The sequence below is a fragment of the Paraglaciecola hydrolytica genome, from assembly GCF_001565895.1.
GTDB classification, from domain to species: domain Bacteria; phylum Pseudomonadota; class Gammaproteobacteria; order Enterobacterales; family Alteromonadaceae; genus Paraglaciecola; species Paraglaciecola hydrolytica.
This window is the reverse complement of sequence record NZ_LSNE01000006.1, coordinates 175,422-190,881: the sequence shown is the minus strand read 5'-3', so window position 1 is coordinate 190,881 and position 15,460 is coordinate 175,422. Positions and strand designations below refer to the sequence as shown.

Annotated in this window: 15 protein-coding genes; 2 read left to right on the top strand and 13 right to left on the bottom strand. The window is 42.3% G+C overall.

Annotated features, from left to right (window positions below; translation table 11 throughout):
• Positions 1-7: 7 nt before the first annotated feature.
• The 7 genes from hscB to trmJ all read right to left on the bottom strand — a co-directional run bounded on the left by hscB (position 8) and on the right by trmJ (position 4,810).
• Entirely contained in the window at positions 8-535 is a 528-nt protein-coding gene (gene hscB / locus AX660_RS12900; RefSeq protein ID WP_068377604.1) for a co-chaperone HscB, read from the bottom strand.
• A gap of 82 nt (positions 536-617) precedes the next feature.
• Positions 618-941, bottom strand: a complete 324-nt coding sequence (iscA, locus tag AX660_RS12895) for an iron-sulfur cluster assembly protein IscA (RefSeq protein ID WP_068377602.1) — start codon at positions 939-941, stop codon at positions 618-620.
• Positions 942-965: 24 nt separating this feature from the next.
• A complete protein-coding gene (gene iscU / locus AX660_RS12890; protein WP_068377597.1) occupies positions 966-1,349 on the bottom strand; it encodes a Fe-S cluster assembly scaffold IscU in 384 nt (127 codons plus the stop codon).
• 96 nt (positions 1,350-1,445) lie between these two features.
• Positions 1,446-2,669, bottom strand: a complete 1,224-nt coding sequence (locus AX660_RS12885; protein ID WP_068377595.1) for an IscS subfamily cysteine desulfurase — start codon at positions 2,667-2,669, stop codon at positions 1,446-1,448.
• A gap of 12 nt (positions 2,670-2,681) precedes the next feature.
• Positions 2,682-3,170 carry a Fe-S cluster assembly transcriptional regulator IscR gene (iscR, locus tag AX660_RS12880; protein ID WP_068377593.1) on the bottom strand — a complete coding sequence of 163 codons (489 nt, stop codon included), beginning with the start codon at positions 3,168-3,170 and terminating at the stop codon, positions 2,682-2,684.
• A 93-nt stretch (positions 3,171-3,263) separates the two neighbouring features.
• Entirely contained in the window at positions 3,264-4,085 is an 822-nt protein-coding gene (gene cysE, locus AX660_RS12875) for a serine O-acetyltransferase (RefSeq protein ID WP_068377590.1), read from the bottom strand.
• 2 nt (positions 4,086-4,087) lie between these two features.
• A complete protein-coding gene (trmJ, locus tag AX660_RS12870; protein WP_068377588.1) occupies positions 4,088-4,810 on the bottom strand; it encodes a tRNA (cytosine(32)/uridine(32)-2'-O)-methyltransferase TrmJ in 723 nt (240 codons plus the stop codon).
• A 258-nt stretch (positions 4,811-5,068) separates the two neighbouring features.
• Here trmJ and suhB point away from each other — a divergent pair, with 258 nt between their 5' ends.
• Both suhB and AX660_RS12860 read left to right on the top strand, forming a co-directional pair.
• A complete protein-coding gene (gene suhB / locus AX660_RS12865) occupies positions 5,069-5,842 on the top strand; it encodes an inositol-1-monophosphatase (protein WP_068377587.1) in 774 nt (257 codons plus the stop codon).
• A 186-nt stretch (positions 5,843-6,028) separates the two neighbouring features.
• The gene (locus AX660_RS12860; protein ID WP_068377586.1) at positions 6,029-6,424 is read left to right on the top strand and encodes a rhodanese-like domain-containing protein; all 396 of its coding nucleotides are present in this window, start codon (positions 6,029-6,031) and stop codon (positions 6,422-6,424) included.
• Positions 6,425-6,470: 46 nt separating this feature from the next.
• On the opposite strand, the gene AX660_RS12855 is transcribed toward AX660_RS12860, so the two are convergent.
• The 6 genes from AX660_RS12855 to queA all read right to left on the bottom strand — a co-directional run bounded on the left by AX660_RS12855 (position 6,471) and on the right by queA (position 15,232).
• Positions 6,471-9,368: an insulinase family protein gene (locus tag AX660_RS12855; protein ID WP_068377585.1), complete on the bottom strand. Its 2,898-nt coding sequence runs from the start codon at positions 9,366-9,368 to the stop codon at positions 6,471-6,473.
• Positions 9,369-9,541: 173 nt separating this feature from the next.
• On the bottom strand, positions 9,542-10,483 hold the full coding sequence (gene secF, locus AX660_RS12850; RefSeq protein WP_068377584.1) for a protein translocase subunit SecF: 942 nt from the start codon (positions 10,481-10,483) through the stop codon (positions 9,542-9,544).
• A 10-nt stretch (positions 10,484-10,493) separates the two neighbouring features.
• Positions 10,494-12,338 (bottom strand): protein translocase subunit SecD, encoded by a 1,845-nt coding sequence (gene secD, locus AX660_RS12845; protein ID WP_068377583.1) that lies wholly within the window; start codon positions 12,336-12,338, stop codon positions 10,494-10,496.
• A gap of 103 nt (positions 12,339-12,441) precedes the next feature.
• The gene (gene yajC / locus AX660_RS12840; protein WP_068377581.1) at positions 12,442-12,780 is read right to left on the bottom strand and encodes a preprotein translocase subunit YajC; all 339 of its coding nucleotides are present in this window, start codon (positions 12,778-12,780) and stop codon (positions 12,442-12,444) included.
• A gap of 71 nt (positions 12,781-12,851) precedes the next feature.
• Positions 12,852-13,964 (bottom strand): tRNA guanosine(34) transglycosylase Tgt, encoded by a 1,113-nt coding sequence (gene tgt / locus AX660_RS12835; protein ID WP_068377579.1) that lies wholly within the window; start codon positions 13,962-13,964, stop codon positions 12,852-12,854.
• A 221-nt stretch (positions 13,965-14,185) separates the two neighbouring features.
• Positions 14,186-15,232 carry a tRNA preQ1(34) S-adenosylmethionine ribosyltransferase-isomerase QueA gene (queA, locus tag AX660_RS12830; protein ID WP_068377577.1) on the bottom strand — a complete coding sequence of 349 codons (1,047 nt, stop codon included), beginning with the start codon at positions 15,230-15,232 and terminating at the stop codon, positions 14,186-14,188.
• Positions 15,233-15,460 lie beyond the last annotated feature (228 nt).

Sequence of the window (15,460 nt, the reverse complement as noted above, 5' to 3'; positions counted from 1 at the left end):
AATTAATTCAAAAATCGTTGAGTTGTTCATCTTTACGCGCAATTTCCTGGCGTAATTTATACATAAACTTCAATTTACGGATAAGATCAGCACAAGCTAAATTGGCCTGCTCATTATTAATCGCCAGTTGCTCTGCAAGACTAGCAACTTGTGTGCGAATTAACTGCGCAATTTCATCATCCAGCTCAGCCAATTGATCTTCTGCATTAGCGCTACCGTCGATATCTTCAAGCTGCTCGCGCCATTCCATCTGCTGCATTAAAAATTGCGTATCTTGCAAGGTTTGCTGCTCATGTCGTAACTCTAAGCCTCTAAGCCCAAGCATATATTCTGCACGAGATATCGGTGACTTTAACACCTGATAGGCATCGTTAACCTGAGCGTTTTTTTGCACTGACAACAACTTGTCTCGATCGCTGGCGGTAGCAAACTTATCGGGATGAGTGAGTTGTTGTAATCTCTGGTAGGTGTTGGCAAGCAAGTCCAGATCGAGGGAAAACTCTGGATTGATATTAAACAGCTCAAAATAATTCATGTTTACCTTGGGGCCGGTCGCCGCATATCTGGAATCTGCGGCATCAAAAAGACAGACAATATCTGCTTAGATATTGTCTTAATTACACGTTAAAACTTTCGCCACAACCGCATTCGCCATTAGCGTTGGGGTTGTTAAATTGAAAGCCTTCGTTTAAACCTTCTTTGGCAAAATCCAGCTGAGTACCATCTAGGTAGACCAACGATTTACCATCGATAATAACTTTCAAGCCATTGTCTTCAAAAAGCTGATCGTCATCATTCATCTCATCAACAAACTCAAGCACATAAGCCAAGCCTGAACACCCTGTGGTTTTCACCCCAAGACGTAAACCCAAGCCTGAGCCTCGGTTTTTCAAAAAGCTTAATGCTCTGTTTGCTGCTGCGTCAGATACTTTAATTCCCACCGCTCAATCCTCTACCTAATATCTTTATTGATTGTGTTTGCTTTTATAGTCAGCAACTGCGGCCTTGATTGCATCTTCAGCCAAGATCGAACAATGGATCTTAACCGGTGGCAACGCTAACTCATGAGCTATATCAGTATTTTTAATCAATACCGCTTCATCAATAGATTTACCTTTTACCCACTCAGTAACTAACGAGCTGGATGCTATAGCGGAGCCACAACCATAAGTTTTGAATTTAGCATCTTCAATAATACCGTTGGCATCAATTTTAAGTTGTAACTTCATAACGTCACCACAGGCTGGTGCACCAACCATACCGGTTGCAATGGTGGGATCGTTTTTATCAAATCCACCTACGTTGCGGGGATTTTCATAATGATCGATTACTTTTTCGCTGTAAGCCATAATATTTGCCTTTTATCGAGCCGCTTGGCTCGCAATAAAATTAACGTTCTATACTTTGTCTTTTTAACTAGTGGGTATTCTTAGTAAAACTGCTTACTAGTGATGAGCCCACTCAACTGTGCTTAAGTCTATGCCTTCTTTGTACATATCCCACAAAGGTGACATTTCGCGCAATTTATCAATAGCATTGTGGATGACACCAATTATGTAGTCGATTTCTGCTTCGGTGGTAAAACGTCCCATGGTGAAACGAATTGAGCTATGAGCTAATTCATCACTTAAACCTAAGGCACGTAATACGTACGACGGCTCTAAACTGGCTGAAGTGCAGGCAGAACCTGAAGACACCGCCATATCTTTAAGCGCCATAATCAAGGATTCACCTTCAACATAAGCAAAACTCACGTTTAAGTTAGCCGCTACACGACTTTCCATATCACCGTTAATGTACACAGCTTCGATATCTTTAATGCCATCCCATAAGCGGTTACGTAACATTAATAAACGTTCGTTTTCTGCGGCCATTTCAACTTTGGCTAAACGAAAAGCTTCACCCATTCCAACAATTTGGTGGGTCGCCATTGTGCCTGAACGCATTCCACGTTCATGGCCGCCACCGTGCATTTGCGCTTCTAAACGAACACGGGGTTTACGGCTAACATACAAAGCACCAATACCTTTAGGACCATAAGTTTTATGGGCCGAAAACGACATCAAGTCTACCTTCAACTCTTGTAAATCAATTTTTACCTTACCGGTACTTTGCGCCGCATCCACATGGAATAAAATTTTACGTGAACGGCAAATCTCACCAATCGCTGCAATATCTTGAATAACACCAATTTCGTTATTAACGTGCATGACGCTAATCAAAATAGTGTCAGGACGAATAGCCGCTACTAACTTATCTAAATCCAACAAACCACTGGGTTCAGGCGTCAAATAAGTCACTTCAAAACCTTCTCTTTCGAGTTGGCGACAAGTATCCAAAACAGCTTTGTGCTCGGTTTTTACGGTAATTAAATGTTTACCTTGTTTGCCATAAAAATTGGCAGCACCTTTAATGGCTAAGTTATTTGATTCAGTCGCGCCTGAAGTGAAAACAATTTCACGAGGATCAGCATTCACTAATTCAGCAATTTGATTACGGGCAATATCGACTGCCTCTTCTGCCACCCAACCAAAACGGTGTGAACGGCTAGCAGGATTACCAAAATTACCTTCTGTAGTCAGGCACTCCGCCATTTTGGCTGCAACCCGAGGATCGACAGGGGTCGTTGATGAATAATCCAAATAAATGGGAAGCTTAATATCGCTCATGGTTAACTCCGCTTATAACTGCAAACTGATGGAAATTTCGTTAGCCGCTAATTGATTAAAATGTTTATTTTTATCCTGACGCTCGGCAATTTTTTGCACATCTTGTTGCGCCATTAATTCACCTAAGGTGATATTGTCCAGAAACATACTGATACGTTCACTCAGGCCTTCCCACAAAGTGTGAGTGAGGCAACGCACCCCGCCTTGACAGTCCGACATGCCTTGACAACGAGTAGCATCAACCGACTCATCAACTGCACGGATCACTTCACCGACTGAAATCTCGCTCGCTTGGCGACCCAATTTATAACCACCACCGGGACCACGTACGCTTTCAACCAGCTCTTCTTTACGCAATCTTGAAAACAATTGTTCAAGATAGGACAGTGAAATATCTTGTCGTTCCGATATATCTGCTAAAGACACAGGGCCACGTTGTGAATGTAAAGAAACATCCAACATTGCTGTCACCGCATAACGACCTTTAGAAGTTAATTTCATAGACAATACTCGCTTAATTAGTGGTTGAATTTTCACATACCCTACTAATTTAGTCAAGTATATACCCTACTGTTTTAGTAGGGTATTGACATATCATATATGTGGATCAAAGGACTCTTTGGCTTGTTCGTTAGTGTAGTTTGTATCTTGATTGCAAAACTCTTCTAACTCGAGGGTAGGCAAGGATTCACCACACACTCCGCCGCCCATCTTGTTGATGGCCTTACACATTTCTTCAACTTTGGTATCAATTAAATGCACATGGTCTACCATCATGCCGATGGCGTGGGCGATAGGGTCCGGGTTATCTGATGCCACTGCGTAGGCATCAAAACCATATTTTTTGGCGATTTTTTCACGGTGGCCGTTTTTCTCTTTATCCGCCTCTTTTTCACCTTTGGATTTTTGCACCACGATACGACCAGGTATACCAATTACGGTCGCGCCGTCCGGCACATCACGCACCACCACAGAGTTTGAGCCCACTTTAGCGCCTTTGCCCATGGTAATTGGCCCTAAAACTTTAGCGCCAGCACCAATGACTACGTTATCCATTAATGTAGGATGGCGTTTGCCTGCCGACCAACTAGTCCCCCCCAAAGTCACACCATGATAAATAGTCACATCATTGCCAATTTCTGCGGTTTCACCTATGACTACGCCCATGCCGTGGTCGATAAAAAAGCGGCGGCCTAAGGTTGCACCTGGGTGTATTTCAATACCGGTTAACCATCGTGAAAAGGTCGATAGTGAACGAGCTAACCACAACCAGTTGGCTTTCCATAAACGATGGCTGAGCCGATGTAGCCAAATCGCATGTAACCCAGGATAATTAAATAATATTTCCATGGTGCTACGGGCGGCAGGATCGCGATGAAAAACACTTTGAATATCTTCTTTGATTCGTTCAAACATAGTTAGTCTTTAGCTTTTATGCTCTTGTCTATAGAGGCGAGTATACCTCTAAGTATATTAAATTCTTGCTCATCAGGCCGGGTGCGATTAAACAGACGACGCAGCTTGGGCATTACCATACCGGGATGTTGCGGTTTTATAAAATTCGTTTTAAGTAGGGTTTGTTCCAAATGACTATAAAAAGCTTCTAGGTCATCGACCAAGGGGTAAGGCTCAAGCACTTCTGGTTCACGGGTTTTATGTAAAAATGCCATGCGAATTTCATAACATAAAGTTTGCACGGCGGCCGCTAAATTAAGCGAACTGTAATCAGGATTAGCCGGGATACACACATGAAAATGACATTGTTGTAATTCATCATTACTTAAACCATTGTTTTCACGACCAAAAACCAGTGCTACTGGATATTGAGCTACTTCGCTGATGAGCTTTTCACCACATTCACGAGGCTCAAGCATCGGCCAAGACAAAGTACGCGAGCGAGCACTGGTGCCAATCACTAAACCACAGCCTTGGATGGCTTCGGCTAAAGTACTGACCTGACGAGCATTAGCCAAGACATCACCGGCTCCTGCCGCTAAAGCACTTGCTTGGCCATCAGGCGCGGTAATTGGATCAACCAACACCAGATTACTCAAACCCATGGTTTTCATGGCACGTGCAGTAGAGCCTATGTTGCCGGTATGGGAAGTATTGACCAATACAATACGAATATTCTCTAACATGCTGCTTTTTCTAACACCCTGTTTAGCCTAGCTACGATTTTATTGGTCGCGGATAGTAGCAATAAATCGACAGTCTGAATAGTTCAGCGGCCTTGATAATGACCAGGAATAAACTACCAATTTGCACAAGTATGTATATTCCGATTGCGTAATTTATAAGAGCTGCTAAACTGCGCGGCGATTTTTTGTTCAGTAGTGGTAACCAAGTTTGCACTACTGGGCTACAGTTAACGTTCTTTTAAAATTGGTGGTTTATCTATGCATCCTATGCTCAACATTGCAGTGCGAGCTGCCCGCGTGGCCGGTACGATTATTTCTCGTGGTTTTGAAAATCAATCAGATTTGATGACTCAAGCCAAAGGCGACAACGATTATGTAACACGTATTGACAAAGAAGCTGAGCAGGCAATTATCAGCAAAATCAAACAATCCTTCCCTGAACATAGTTTTATTGGTGAAGAGGGTGGCATAGTAGCCGGCGATGAAGATTTTAAATGGATCATCGACCCTTTAGACGGCACCACTAATTTTATCAAAGGTATTCCCCACTTTGCCGTCTCCATTGCTTTAATGCACAAAGGTCGTTTAGACCAAGCTGTGGTATTTGATCCTATCCGTGGTGAATTATTTACTGCCAGTAAAGGTGCAGGCGCCCAGTTGAATGGTTTCCGTATCCGTGCAAGCAAAGCACGTGAGCTTAATCAAACCGTATTAGCCACTGCTTTTCCTTTCAAAAACAAAGCTGTCCTCCCTCAGTATATGGAAAGTTTTAGCAAAATATTTGCTGAATGTGGTGATATACGTCGCAGTGGTTCTGCGGCCCTAGATTTGGCCTATGTGGCTAGCGGTCGTTTTGACGGTTACTGGGAGCGTGGTTTAAAACCATGGGATATTGCTGGCGGCGAGTTGTTGGTGCGCGAATCAGGTGGTTTAGTTACCGATTTTAGTGGTGGTAACGATCCTATGCATAAGGGCGAAATCGTCGCTGGTGCCGCTAAAGTAGTACAAGCACTGGTTAAACACCTTAAATAAACTGAATTCTGCTTAAATAAAATCAAAGATATAAATGAAAGGCGAACTTAGGTTCGCCTTTTTTATAATGGGATTTTGGAAAAATAAAAATCGTCTGGATATGATTGAATTTTGGCTTTAATCCACCTATCCACTTTAGAGTGTATCACTACAATATGGATTTAATTTATCTTATAAGGAAAGCCCATGCCCTCTGTTGTTTCTCGTATTCCCGCCGCCACCAGTGAAGAAGCGCTGGCCCACTTTAGCCGCTTATTGGCTTTTGAAACTGATTGCTGGGATGTGCATTTTGCCCTTAGTAATAAACGCCAAGACTTTGTATTAATAGATGTGCGTAGTGAATTATTATTTGCTCAAGGTCATATTGATCAAGCCATTAATATCCCGCATAAATATCTCAATGCAGAACGTCTCTCAGCGTATCCAATGGATACCTTGTTTATCGTCTATTGCGCAGGGCCACATTGCAATGGCACCGAAAAAGGCGCCATAAAACTGGCCGAACTTAATCGCCAGGTGAAAAAGATGATTGGTGGTATTACAGGTTGGTTAGATGAAGGTTTTGAGCTAGTAAGTGCTTGATTTTTAGCTAATTAGGCCAGATATTATCTGGCCTAATTAGTCTTTACTAAGGCTTTTGTTGCTGATGAAAAGCATCAATATCAATGACAGTAATGGCATCTTTGATACTGGCAAAATCCTGCTCGGCAAACTGAGTACCCCGCATTTGGATCATCACTTGGCCAAATGACTTACCGTCTTGCAGTTTGTTATATAAATCAATTACATCCTGCAAACTAACTGCTTGTACCGCAGCAATTATCCGACTACGACTGTCAAAGGCATAATTTTGATCACGCCAATCACCCAAATACTCACCCATTTCTTCATTAAGATTTTTAGGGGGCTGAGTCAGTGATATCAATACACTGTTTTTGGTGGTGGCAAATTCTTCAGCACTGACCTTAGCCAATTCTGCCACATAGTTAGCGCGGAATGTATTGATACGTGCATCCACTTCTGCCAGACCTTTAGCCGGTGATTGAATATAAAATGCCGTCAACATCTGGGTTTTGTTAGTTTGACTAAAAAATCCCACTGCATATGCCAACTGCTCTTCAGTACGGATTTGTTTAAACAACGCCGGTTGCAATAGCTGAGATAGCACATTTGCCGCCGCATTATCCTTATCGTTACGTTCAGAGATATAAGCCTTAACCAAGGCTATGTCTGCCAGTTCTACATCTTCTTGCCAGTTATAGACTTGCCCTGCTTTAGGGTTTAAACGTGGTGATTCATACACATCTGAAAACTGACGGTCGGCTGGCAACTCACTCAGGATCAAGCTTGATAACTTAGCGATTTGAGCTTCGTCATAGTTTCCATAAGCAAATACTCTTAGGTTGGCTTGTTTGAGTAATTGGATTTTTAGCTCAGTTAAATCAGCTAAGGTAATAGCATCAACTTCCGCCAACAGAGCTTCATCACTGTATTCATCTAAAATGACTAACTGACTGAACTTAGGAAATAATTGGTTTAACAATATGCCTTTTTTCTTGCTGATCATGTCTGACTTAAACGCGGCTTTGTAATTAGCCAGATCACTTAGTGTCATGTTGTAAGCCAGTATGTGTTTAACTGCTTGGCTGAGTAATTCACCTTGTTTATCACTAAAGCCGGTAGCGGTAATCGACAAACCATTGTACAAACTCACACCCAAGCCCATACCACCACCGGCGGCTTCATTTTGTAACTCAGTCAGACTTTGATTTAAACCGCGATTGAGTAATTCAGCGCTGACCTGATTGCGTGCACTGGATTTACTCAGGCTGCTGTTTAAGTCTAGAGTTACCCGACCTTTAGGCTGTTCAAAATTAGCTGAATGGCCTAAAAATGCGCTGTAACCTGGTTCATTCACCAACTGTTTGGGTTTATCGGTATATTGAGCCTTAACCAAGTCGAAATTTTCCGGCATTAAGTTATTGGCTCTGGGCAAATTAAGGGCAAACTCACTGCCCAAGTCGCGCCAAACTTCTATGGTTTGAGCACTGATATCTTCAACGGCATATTTACCGGCAAAATATTCCATACCGCTATCGCTTGGTTGGTTTTTGTCGATGTAAAAAATCCGCGCATTGTCGAGGGTAAGCTGATCAAGTACACGTTGTGCTGCCTGGGGATTAAAACGCTGATATTCGTAATTACTGCTTAATACATAGTGGGTTGGCACGTGTTGTAAATCCGCCGCTATTTGCATGGCGTAGTTGTAATCATTGGTTTTTTCTTTAAAGCGGAAACTGTTACTTAGAGATTGTTTAATTTCACTGAAATATTTTTTATCTACCCCTTTGTTACGTAATAGTTCCAAATATTTAAGCACGGCGGCCATTACCCGATCGCGGTTTTGTAAGCCCGTTTCAGTCAGGTCGATATACAGGGTAAAACTTCCCGCATTGCCATATTCATCGGCGTCATAACTGGTATATAAACCTTCACTTAAGCCGGCATCACGTAAGGTAGATGCTAATGTACCGGGCATTTCGTTATTGAGTATATAGTTAACAAAACCATTAGGTTTAACTGCAAACTGCGCGGCATTATTTTCAATAACAAAACTCATGCGCAGTTGTTTCATTTCGGCTTGAGGCACGTAATGGATAATCTTTTTCAAATTATCTGTGTTAGCAACTGGCACTGTTACCTTAGGGGCAGGCGTATTTTTATTGGGAATTTTCCCAAAATATTCACGAGCGAGTTTTTCCATATCAGCTAATGGCAAATTGCTGATCATTGCTGCTTTCATCAAATTTGCTGAATAATAGGTGTGATATAAATTCAGCAAAGCATCTTGGAGTTTATTATCTGGCTTATCAGCTAAAGAAGTAAGATTACCCCAGTTAAACTGTGAAATGGGATGGTCCTGATTCAGGGTTAAACCGTCTAGCTGACCTAAAATTACCCAGTCATTGGGGCCCTTCATTGACCACTCTGAATGCACCGCATTACGCTCTTTGTCGGCGTAATGTTCGTCTAAGGTCGCTTCATAAAAGAAACCACTAAAACGCTTAAGCGCTTCAGCAAAAGCATCGTTATTTACTGCCACCATGTAATTGGTGTGGTCGAGCTGAGTATAGGCGTTTTGTGTACCGCCATTACGGCTAACAAATTCACTGTAGTCCCCGACTTCAGGATAGGTTTTGGTGCCTAAAAACAACATGTGTTCAAGATAATGGGCAAGGCCACCAAACTCTTTGGGCTCCTGAAATGAACCCACCCCAACACTTAAAGCCGCGGCAGATTTTTCAATACTAGGATCGGATACCAATACAACTTCGAGCTGGTTAGCCAATACAATGGAGCTGTACTCGCGCGTATCCATTGGGCTTTTAACTATGGCACTTTGTGTCTCGGGTAAAGTTGAGATCTCAACCTTTTGGCTTTGGCTGACGGTGCCACAAGCCGCGACTAATAAGGTCCCTGTCACCAGCATGGCTAATTTGCTACTGCGTGGTTTACATAAAATCATACTATTCCCTTTAAATGTCTGCTGTTGTCTAACACTAACTTTTGAATATAACTGAGTTAGTACTTTTTTATATTAAGAAAACTGTTAAAAAATGTGTGTCGGTTTTTACTCGTGCAAAAAAAAACCAGTTATCTGAATAACTGGTTTTTCTAAAATGGATTTAATACTCAGTATTACATGATGGGATCTTGATCCGCACCTTCTTTTTCGATCACCGTTGGCATCAAATCTTCGCGGCTTACACCTAATTTTAAGGCCACTAAACTGGCGATATAAATAGAAGAATAAGTACCAATAAAGATCCCAAACAACAAGGCTGTAGCAAAACCATGGATAGTCGCTCCGCCTAAAAAGAACAAGGCAAACAATACCAACAAGGTTGTACCAGAGGTAATAGTGGTTCGGTTAAGAGTTTGGGTTAAGGAGGTATTAATAATATCCGTTGGCTCAACATCACGAATTTTACGGAAATTTTCACGAATTCGATCAAATACCACTATGGTATCGTTGAGGGAATAACCTATTACCGCTAATACTGCTGCCAGTACGGTTAAGTCAAACTCTAAACCCAAAATAGAAAACAAACCTAAGGTTATGATCACGTCATGGGCTAAAGCGATTACCGAACCTAAGGCAAAACGCCATTCAAAACGCATAGTGACGTAGACCAAGATACACAACAAACAGATCAGCATGGCTAATCCACCTTGTTCGGTAAGCTCTTCACCCACGCTGGCACTCACAAAAGAACTGCCGCGCATTTCTGCACTGCTATCGGCTTGTTTAAGTATGGCGATGGCTTTGTCACCCAGCTCTGAAGGTTTGATGCCCTCACGTGAAGCCAAACGTATCAATACATCTTTACTTGAACCAAAGTTTTGTACCACGGCATCATTAAATTCAGAGGCCGCCAATTGGGCACGAATGGCATCTAAATCTGCGGTATTTTGATAACCGATTTCAATTTGTGTACCGCCGGTAAAATCTAATCCCCAGTTAAGTTGATTAATAGCTAAAGTAGCAAAGGAACCGAGGACTAAAATCGTTGATAAAATCGCTGCAGGAAAAGACAACTTCATAAAGTTGACTGTGTAGTTTCCACTAAATATTTGCATGGGCTGACTCCTAAATTGACAGCTTGGTCAGACGTTTACCGCCCCACCATGCATTAACTATGGCTCGAGTCACTACTATGGCAGTGAACATCGAGGTAGCGATACCGATCATTAAGGTGATAGAAAACCCTTTGATAGGCCCAGTACCCACAGCAAACAGAATAAGACCTGCTATAAAGGTGGTAATGTTGGCATCTAAGATGGTTGAAAACGCACTGTCGTAACCAAAATGAATCGCTTGTTGTGGACTACGCCCATCTGCGACTTCTTCGCGTATCCGCTCAAAGATTAACACGTTAGCATCAACTGCCATACCCACCGTTAATACGATACCTGCCATACCTGGTAAGGTTAAGGTTGCACCTGGGATCATAGACATAATGCCCACCATCATCACCAAGTTTAAACTCAGTGCTATGTTGGCGACAAAACCAAACTTTTTGTAGTAAATCACCATAAAAACTAATACCAGCATAAAACCAGCAATAATGGCTTCTTTACCTAGTTTGATGTTTTCTTTACCTAAGCTTGGTCCTACTGTACGTTCTTCAATAATTTGAATCGGTGCAATCAAGGCACCTGCACGTAATAATAAGGCTAAGTTTTGGGCTTCTTTAGGAGAGTCTAAACCTGTGGTTTCAAATTGATTACCAAATACGCCATTAATAGTGGCAACACTGATTACTGTACGTTTAGCTTCAAAGATTAACTTACCTGCTGCATCACGCTCGCCGGTAGCCTTGTATTCGATAAATACCACTGCCATGGGTTTACCCACCGCACGTTTGGTAAAGGCCAACATTTTAGCGCCGCCTTGTGAATCAAGTTTAATGGAAACCTTAGGCATGCCATTTTGATCCACACCACTGGTAGCATCAATAATATGACTGCCTTCCACAATAATGGCTTTTTTCAACAATTGTGGGCCACGACCTTCATAATTCAATAACTCAGAACCAGGGGGTACACGTCCTGCAATGGCATCACTTACATCATGTTCAATATCAACTTCGCGATATTCCAGTGTTGCAGTGGCATTAAGAATTTCTTTGGCTTTAGCGGTATCTTGAATACCCGGTAATTGCACCACGATGCGATCTGGACCTTGTTTTTGCACAACAGGCTCAGCCACACCCAATTGATTTACCCGGTTACGGATAATGGTGATGTTTTGTTTAACAGCGTAATCACGAGTCTCAAGTAATTTTTGCTCAGACATAGTAGCAAACAACACAAGATCAGATTTTTCACTGAAGACAAAATCACGATTGCGGTTTTTTAAGAAAAATTCCGCTTTATCTAACGTATCTTGATCGCGGAAATAAATTTCCAAGCCATTTTCAACCTGCTTAATGGTGCGATAACGGATATCTTCTTCACGTAATGCCGTGCGAAAATCGTTGTCGCTATCTTTAAGTGTTTTCTCTAAGGCACTATTCATGTCCACTTCCATTAAGAAGTGCACACCGCCACGTAAATCCAAACCAAGTTTCATGGGTTCACCACCCAAAGCACTCAGCCATTCAGGTGTATCAGGCGCCAAATTCATGGCCACGTAATAGTTTTCACCTAAGGATTTTTCAAGACTTTCACGGGCTCTAAGCTGAGTATCCGCATCAAGTAAACGCACTAAGATTTGTTCATTTTCTAGTACAATGCTTTTACTTTCAATGGAGGCAGCCGCTAGGTCAGCGCTAACTTTTTCAACTAATTGCTCATCGACTACCGCATTGCGGCCAGCGGAGATCTGCACTGCATGATCTTCACCGTATAAATTGGGGGACGCATACAAAGTACATAAGCCAATAACCACGGCAATTATGATGTACTTCCACAGCGGAGTTTGGTTTAACACAAGCTATTCCTTCCGTTATTCAATTATTTGGTTAAGCGCTGCAACAATGCGCAGTACTTTTAAACAAAAGTACTTAAATAAAAGCGCTTAAACAAAAGGCCAATTAAATGGCCTTCATAGTACCTTTGGGCAGAACAGCTGATACAGCTGACTTTTGGATCACGATATTAGTGGTATCGTTTAAGCCAATTTCGATAAAATCTTTGTCTTCAGATACTTTAGTGATCTTACCTACCATGCCACCTTGGGTTAATACTTCATCACCTTTGCTCAATGACGACACTAGGTTTTTATGGTCTTTCACACGTTTGGCTTGTGGACGATATAACATAAAATAAAAGATCAAACCAAACACGCCCAGCATGATCAACATTTCAAAACCACCACCAGCACCACCGGCAGGGGCACCTTGTGCATAGGCATCAGATATAAATAAACTCATTTTTTTTCCTTATTGTAATAATGTTGTTAAAAATCAAAGATGACGGCAGCAAACCAGCACCCTATAAACTGCTATAAACTGGGTATCGCCATTTGTTTTTGTGTGTAAAATTCACTGACAAAGGCATCTAAACTCTTGTTAGCAATCGCATCACGTAAACCTTTCATCACTCTCTGGTAATAATGCAGATTGTGTATGGTATTCAGGCGTGCACCAAGGATCTCGTTACATTTATCCAAATGATGTAGATATGACCGAGAATAATTTTTACAAGTGTAACAATCACATTTTTCATCTAATGGGCCGGTATCGGTTTTATGCACTGCATTACGAATTTTGACTACGCCATCAGTCACAAACAAATGGCCGTTACGGGCATTGCGAGTTGGCATTACACAGTCGAACATATCGATACCACGGCGCACTGCTTCAACTAAATCTTCTGGTTTACCCACGCCCATCAAATAACGCGGTTTATGTGCAGGGATTTTATCTGCAACATGATCAAGCACGCGGATCATATCTTCTTTTGGTTCACCCACTGACAAACCACCGATGGCATACCCATCAAAACCAATGTCTTCAAGGCCGCGCAGTGAAATATCACGCAAACCTTCGTACATGCCGCCTTGAATAATACCAAATAAAGCTGAGGGGCTATCACCATGTTCATCTTTACTGCGCTTTGCCCAACGTAAAGACAACTCCATAGAGACACGAGCTTCGCTCTCTGTCGCTGGGTATGGAGTACATTCGTCAAATATCATCACGATATCCGAACCTAGGTCACGCTGCACTTGCATGGATTTTTCTGGGGTTAACAGAATTTTTTCACCGTTGATGGGTGAACGGAAGGTCACCCCTTCTTCGGTAATTTTACGCAGTTCACCTAAGCTAAACACCTGGAAGCCACCCGAATCGGTTAAAATCGGCTTGTCCCAGTGCATAAAGTCGTGCAAATCACCATGTTGTTTGATGATTTCAGTGCCTGGCCGCAACATCAAATGAAAGGTATTACCCAAACAAATATGTGCACCTGTGGCATCCAACTCTTCAGGCGTCATGCCTTTAACCGTACCGTAGGTACCTACTGGCATAAAAGCGGGGGTTTCAACTATGCCCCGCTCAAAAACTAGGCGCCCACGGCGCGCTTTGCCATCTGTATTATCTAATTCAAATTTCATTTAATTTATCCTGCTGACCAGAAAACAGTCCGGTGCTAAAGATTGCATCCCCTTCATCCTTAAAACCGCACGTTTGTTGACTGTCTTCATTCGCCGCCGCCGTGCCATTCCAATGATTTGGGGTATATCGCGTGTAAGTTGACAATAGAGCCCAACATGCACGACAAAAAAGTCGCGGGATTATATATGAATTGCCCCAAGGGGAAAAACTAAAAAGCGACTTAATCAGTGCGCTTTTCAATAAACATCGCGTCACCATAACTAAAAAAGCGATATTGCTCGGCAATCGCTTGTCCATAGGCAGCAAAAATATGTTGTTTACCGGCAAATGCACTGACCAACATTAATAGCGTTGATTCAGACAAATGAAAGTTAGTTAACAGAGCATCGACTAATTGAAACTGATAACCGGGGTAAATAAAAATACTGGTATCGGCAAAAAATGGACTGAGTTTATTACCTGCTTTAAGCGAGGCTTGAGCCGCAGACTCCAAGGAGCGCACCGACGTTGTGCCCACCGCAATTACCCGCTTGCCTGCAGCCTTGGTTTGCAATACTGCATCCACTACATTTTGCGGAACTTCAGCGTATTCAGCATGCATTTGATGTTCAAGAATATTATCAACTCTCACCGGCTGAAACGTGCCGGCCCCAACATGTAAGGTTACAAATGCGGTATTCACGCCTCTATTTTTAAGAGTTTCTAATAGTGCTTGATCAAAATGTAAACCAGCAGTGGGTGCAGCAACCGCGCCCGGCACTTGATTGTAGACGGTCTGATAACGTTCTTTGTCTGAATCTTCGTCTGGTCTATCAATATAAGGAGGAAGCGGCATATGGCCAAATTGTTCCAGCACCTCTAACACCGGCTCCTGGGTCAAAAATTTAAGTTCAAACAAAGCATCATGGCGCGCCAGCATCTCAACCTGAATGGAGGATTCGAGTATTAATAAGCTCCCCACTTTAGGTGCTTTACTGGCTCTGACATGAGCCAATACCCGCTGTTCGTCTAATACCCGTTCAACTAACACCTCAACTTTTCCCCCTGACACTTTCTGTCCAAGCAAACGCGCAGGTATCACCCGAGTATTGTTAAATACTAATAAATCACCGGGCTCAATTAAATTCACAATGTCTTGAAACTGACGATGAACCACTTCACCGCCATTACCTTTAAGGTGCATTAAACGGCTGGCAGTGCGCTCTGTGGTAGGGTAACGGGCAATCAAGTGTTCAGGTAAATCAAAGCGGAAATCTGCAAGTTTCATAAGATTCTCAATATTGGTGCTGCCTCAAAATGGCTGACGGCGCATTTTAGGTATTTTTATTTATACCTGCAAATCAAACGGGATACCCAAATGCGGTTGATGTTAGAGCGATAAAGCTTAAACTTTAATCACAGTTTATTTATTGACGTTTCTCCTAAGACTGTTTTTAGCCCGCTACCATTGAGATGGTCGTGGGCTTTTTTTTTTGTCTCTAGAACAACCACTTAT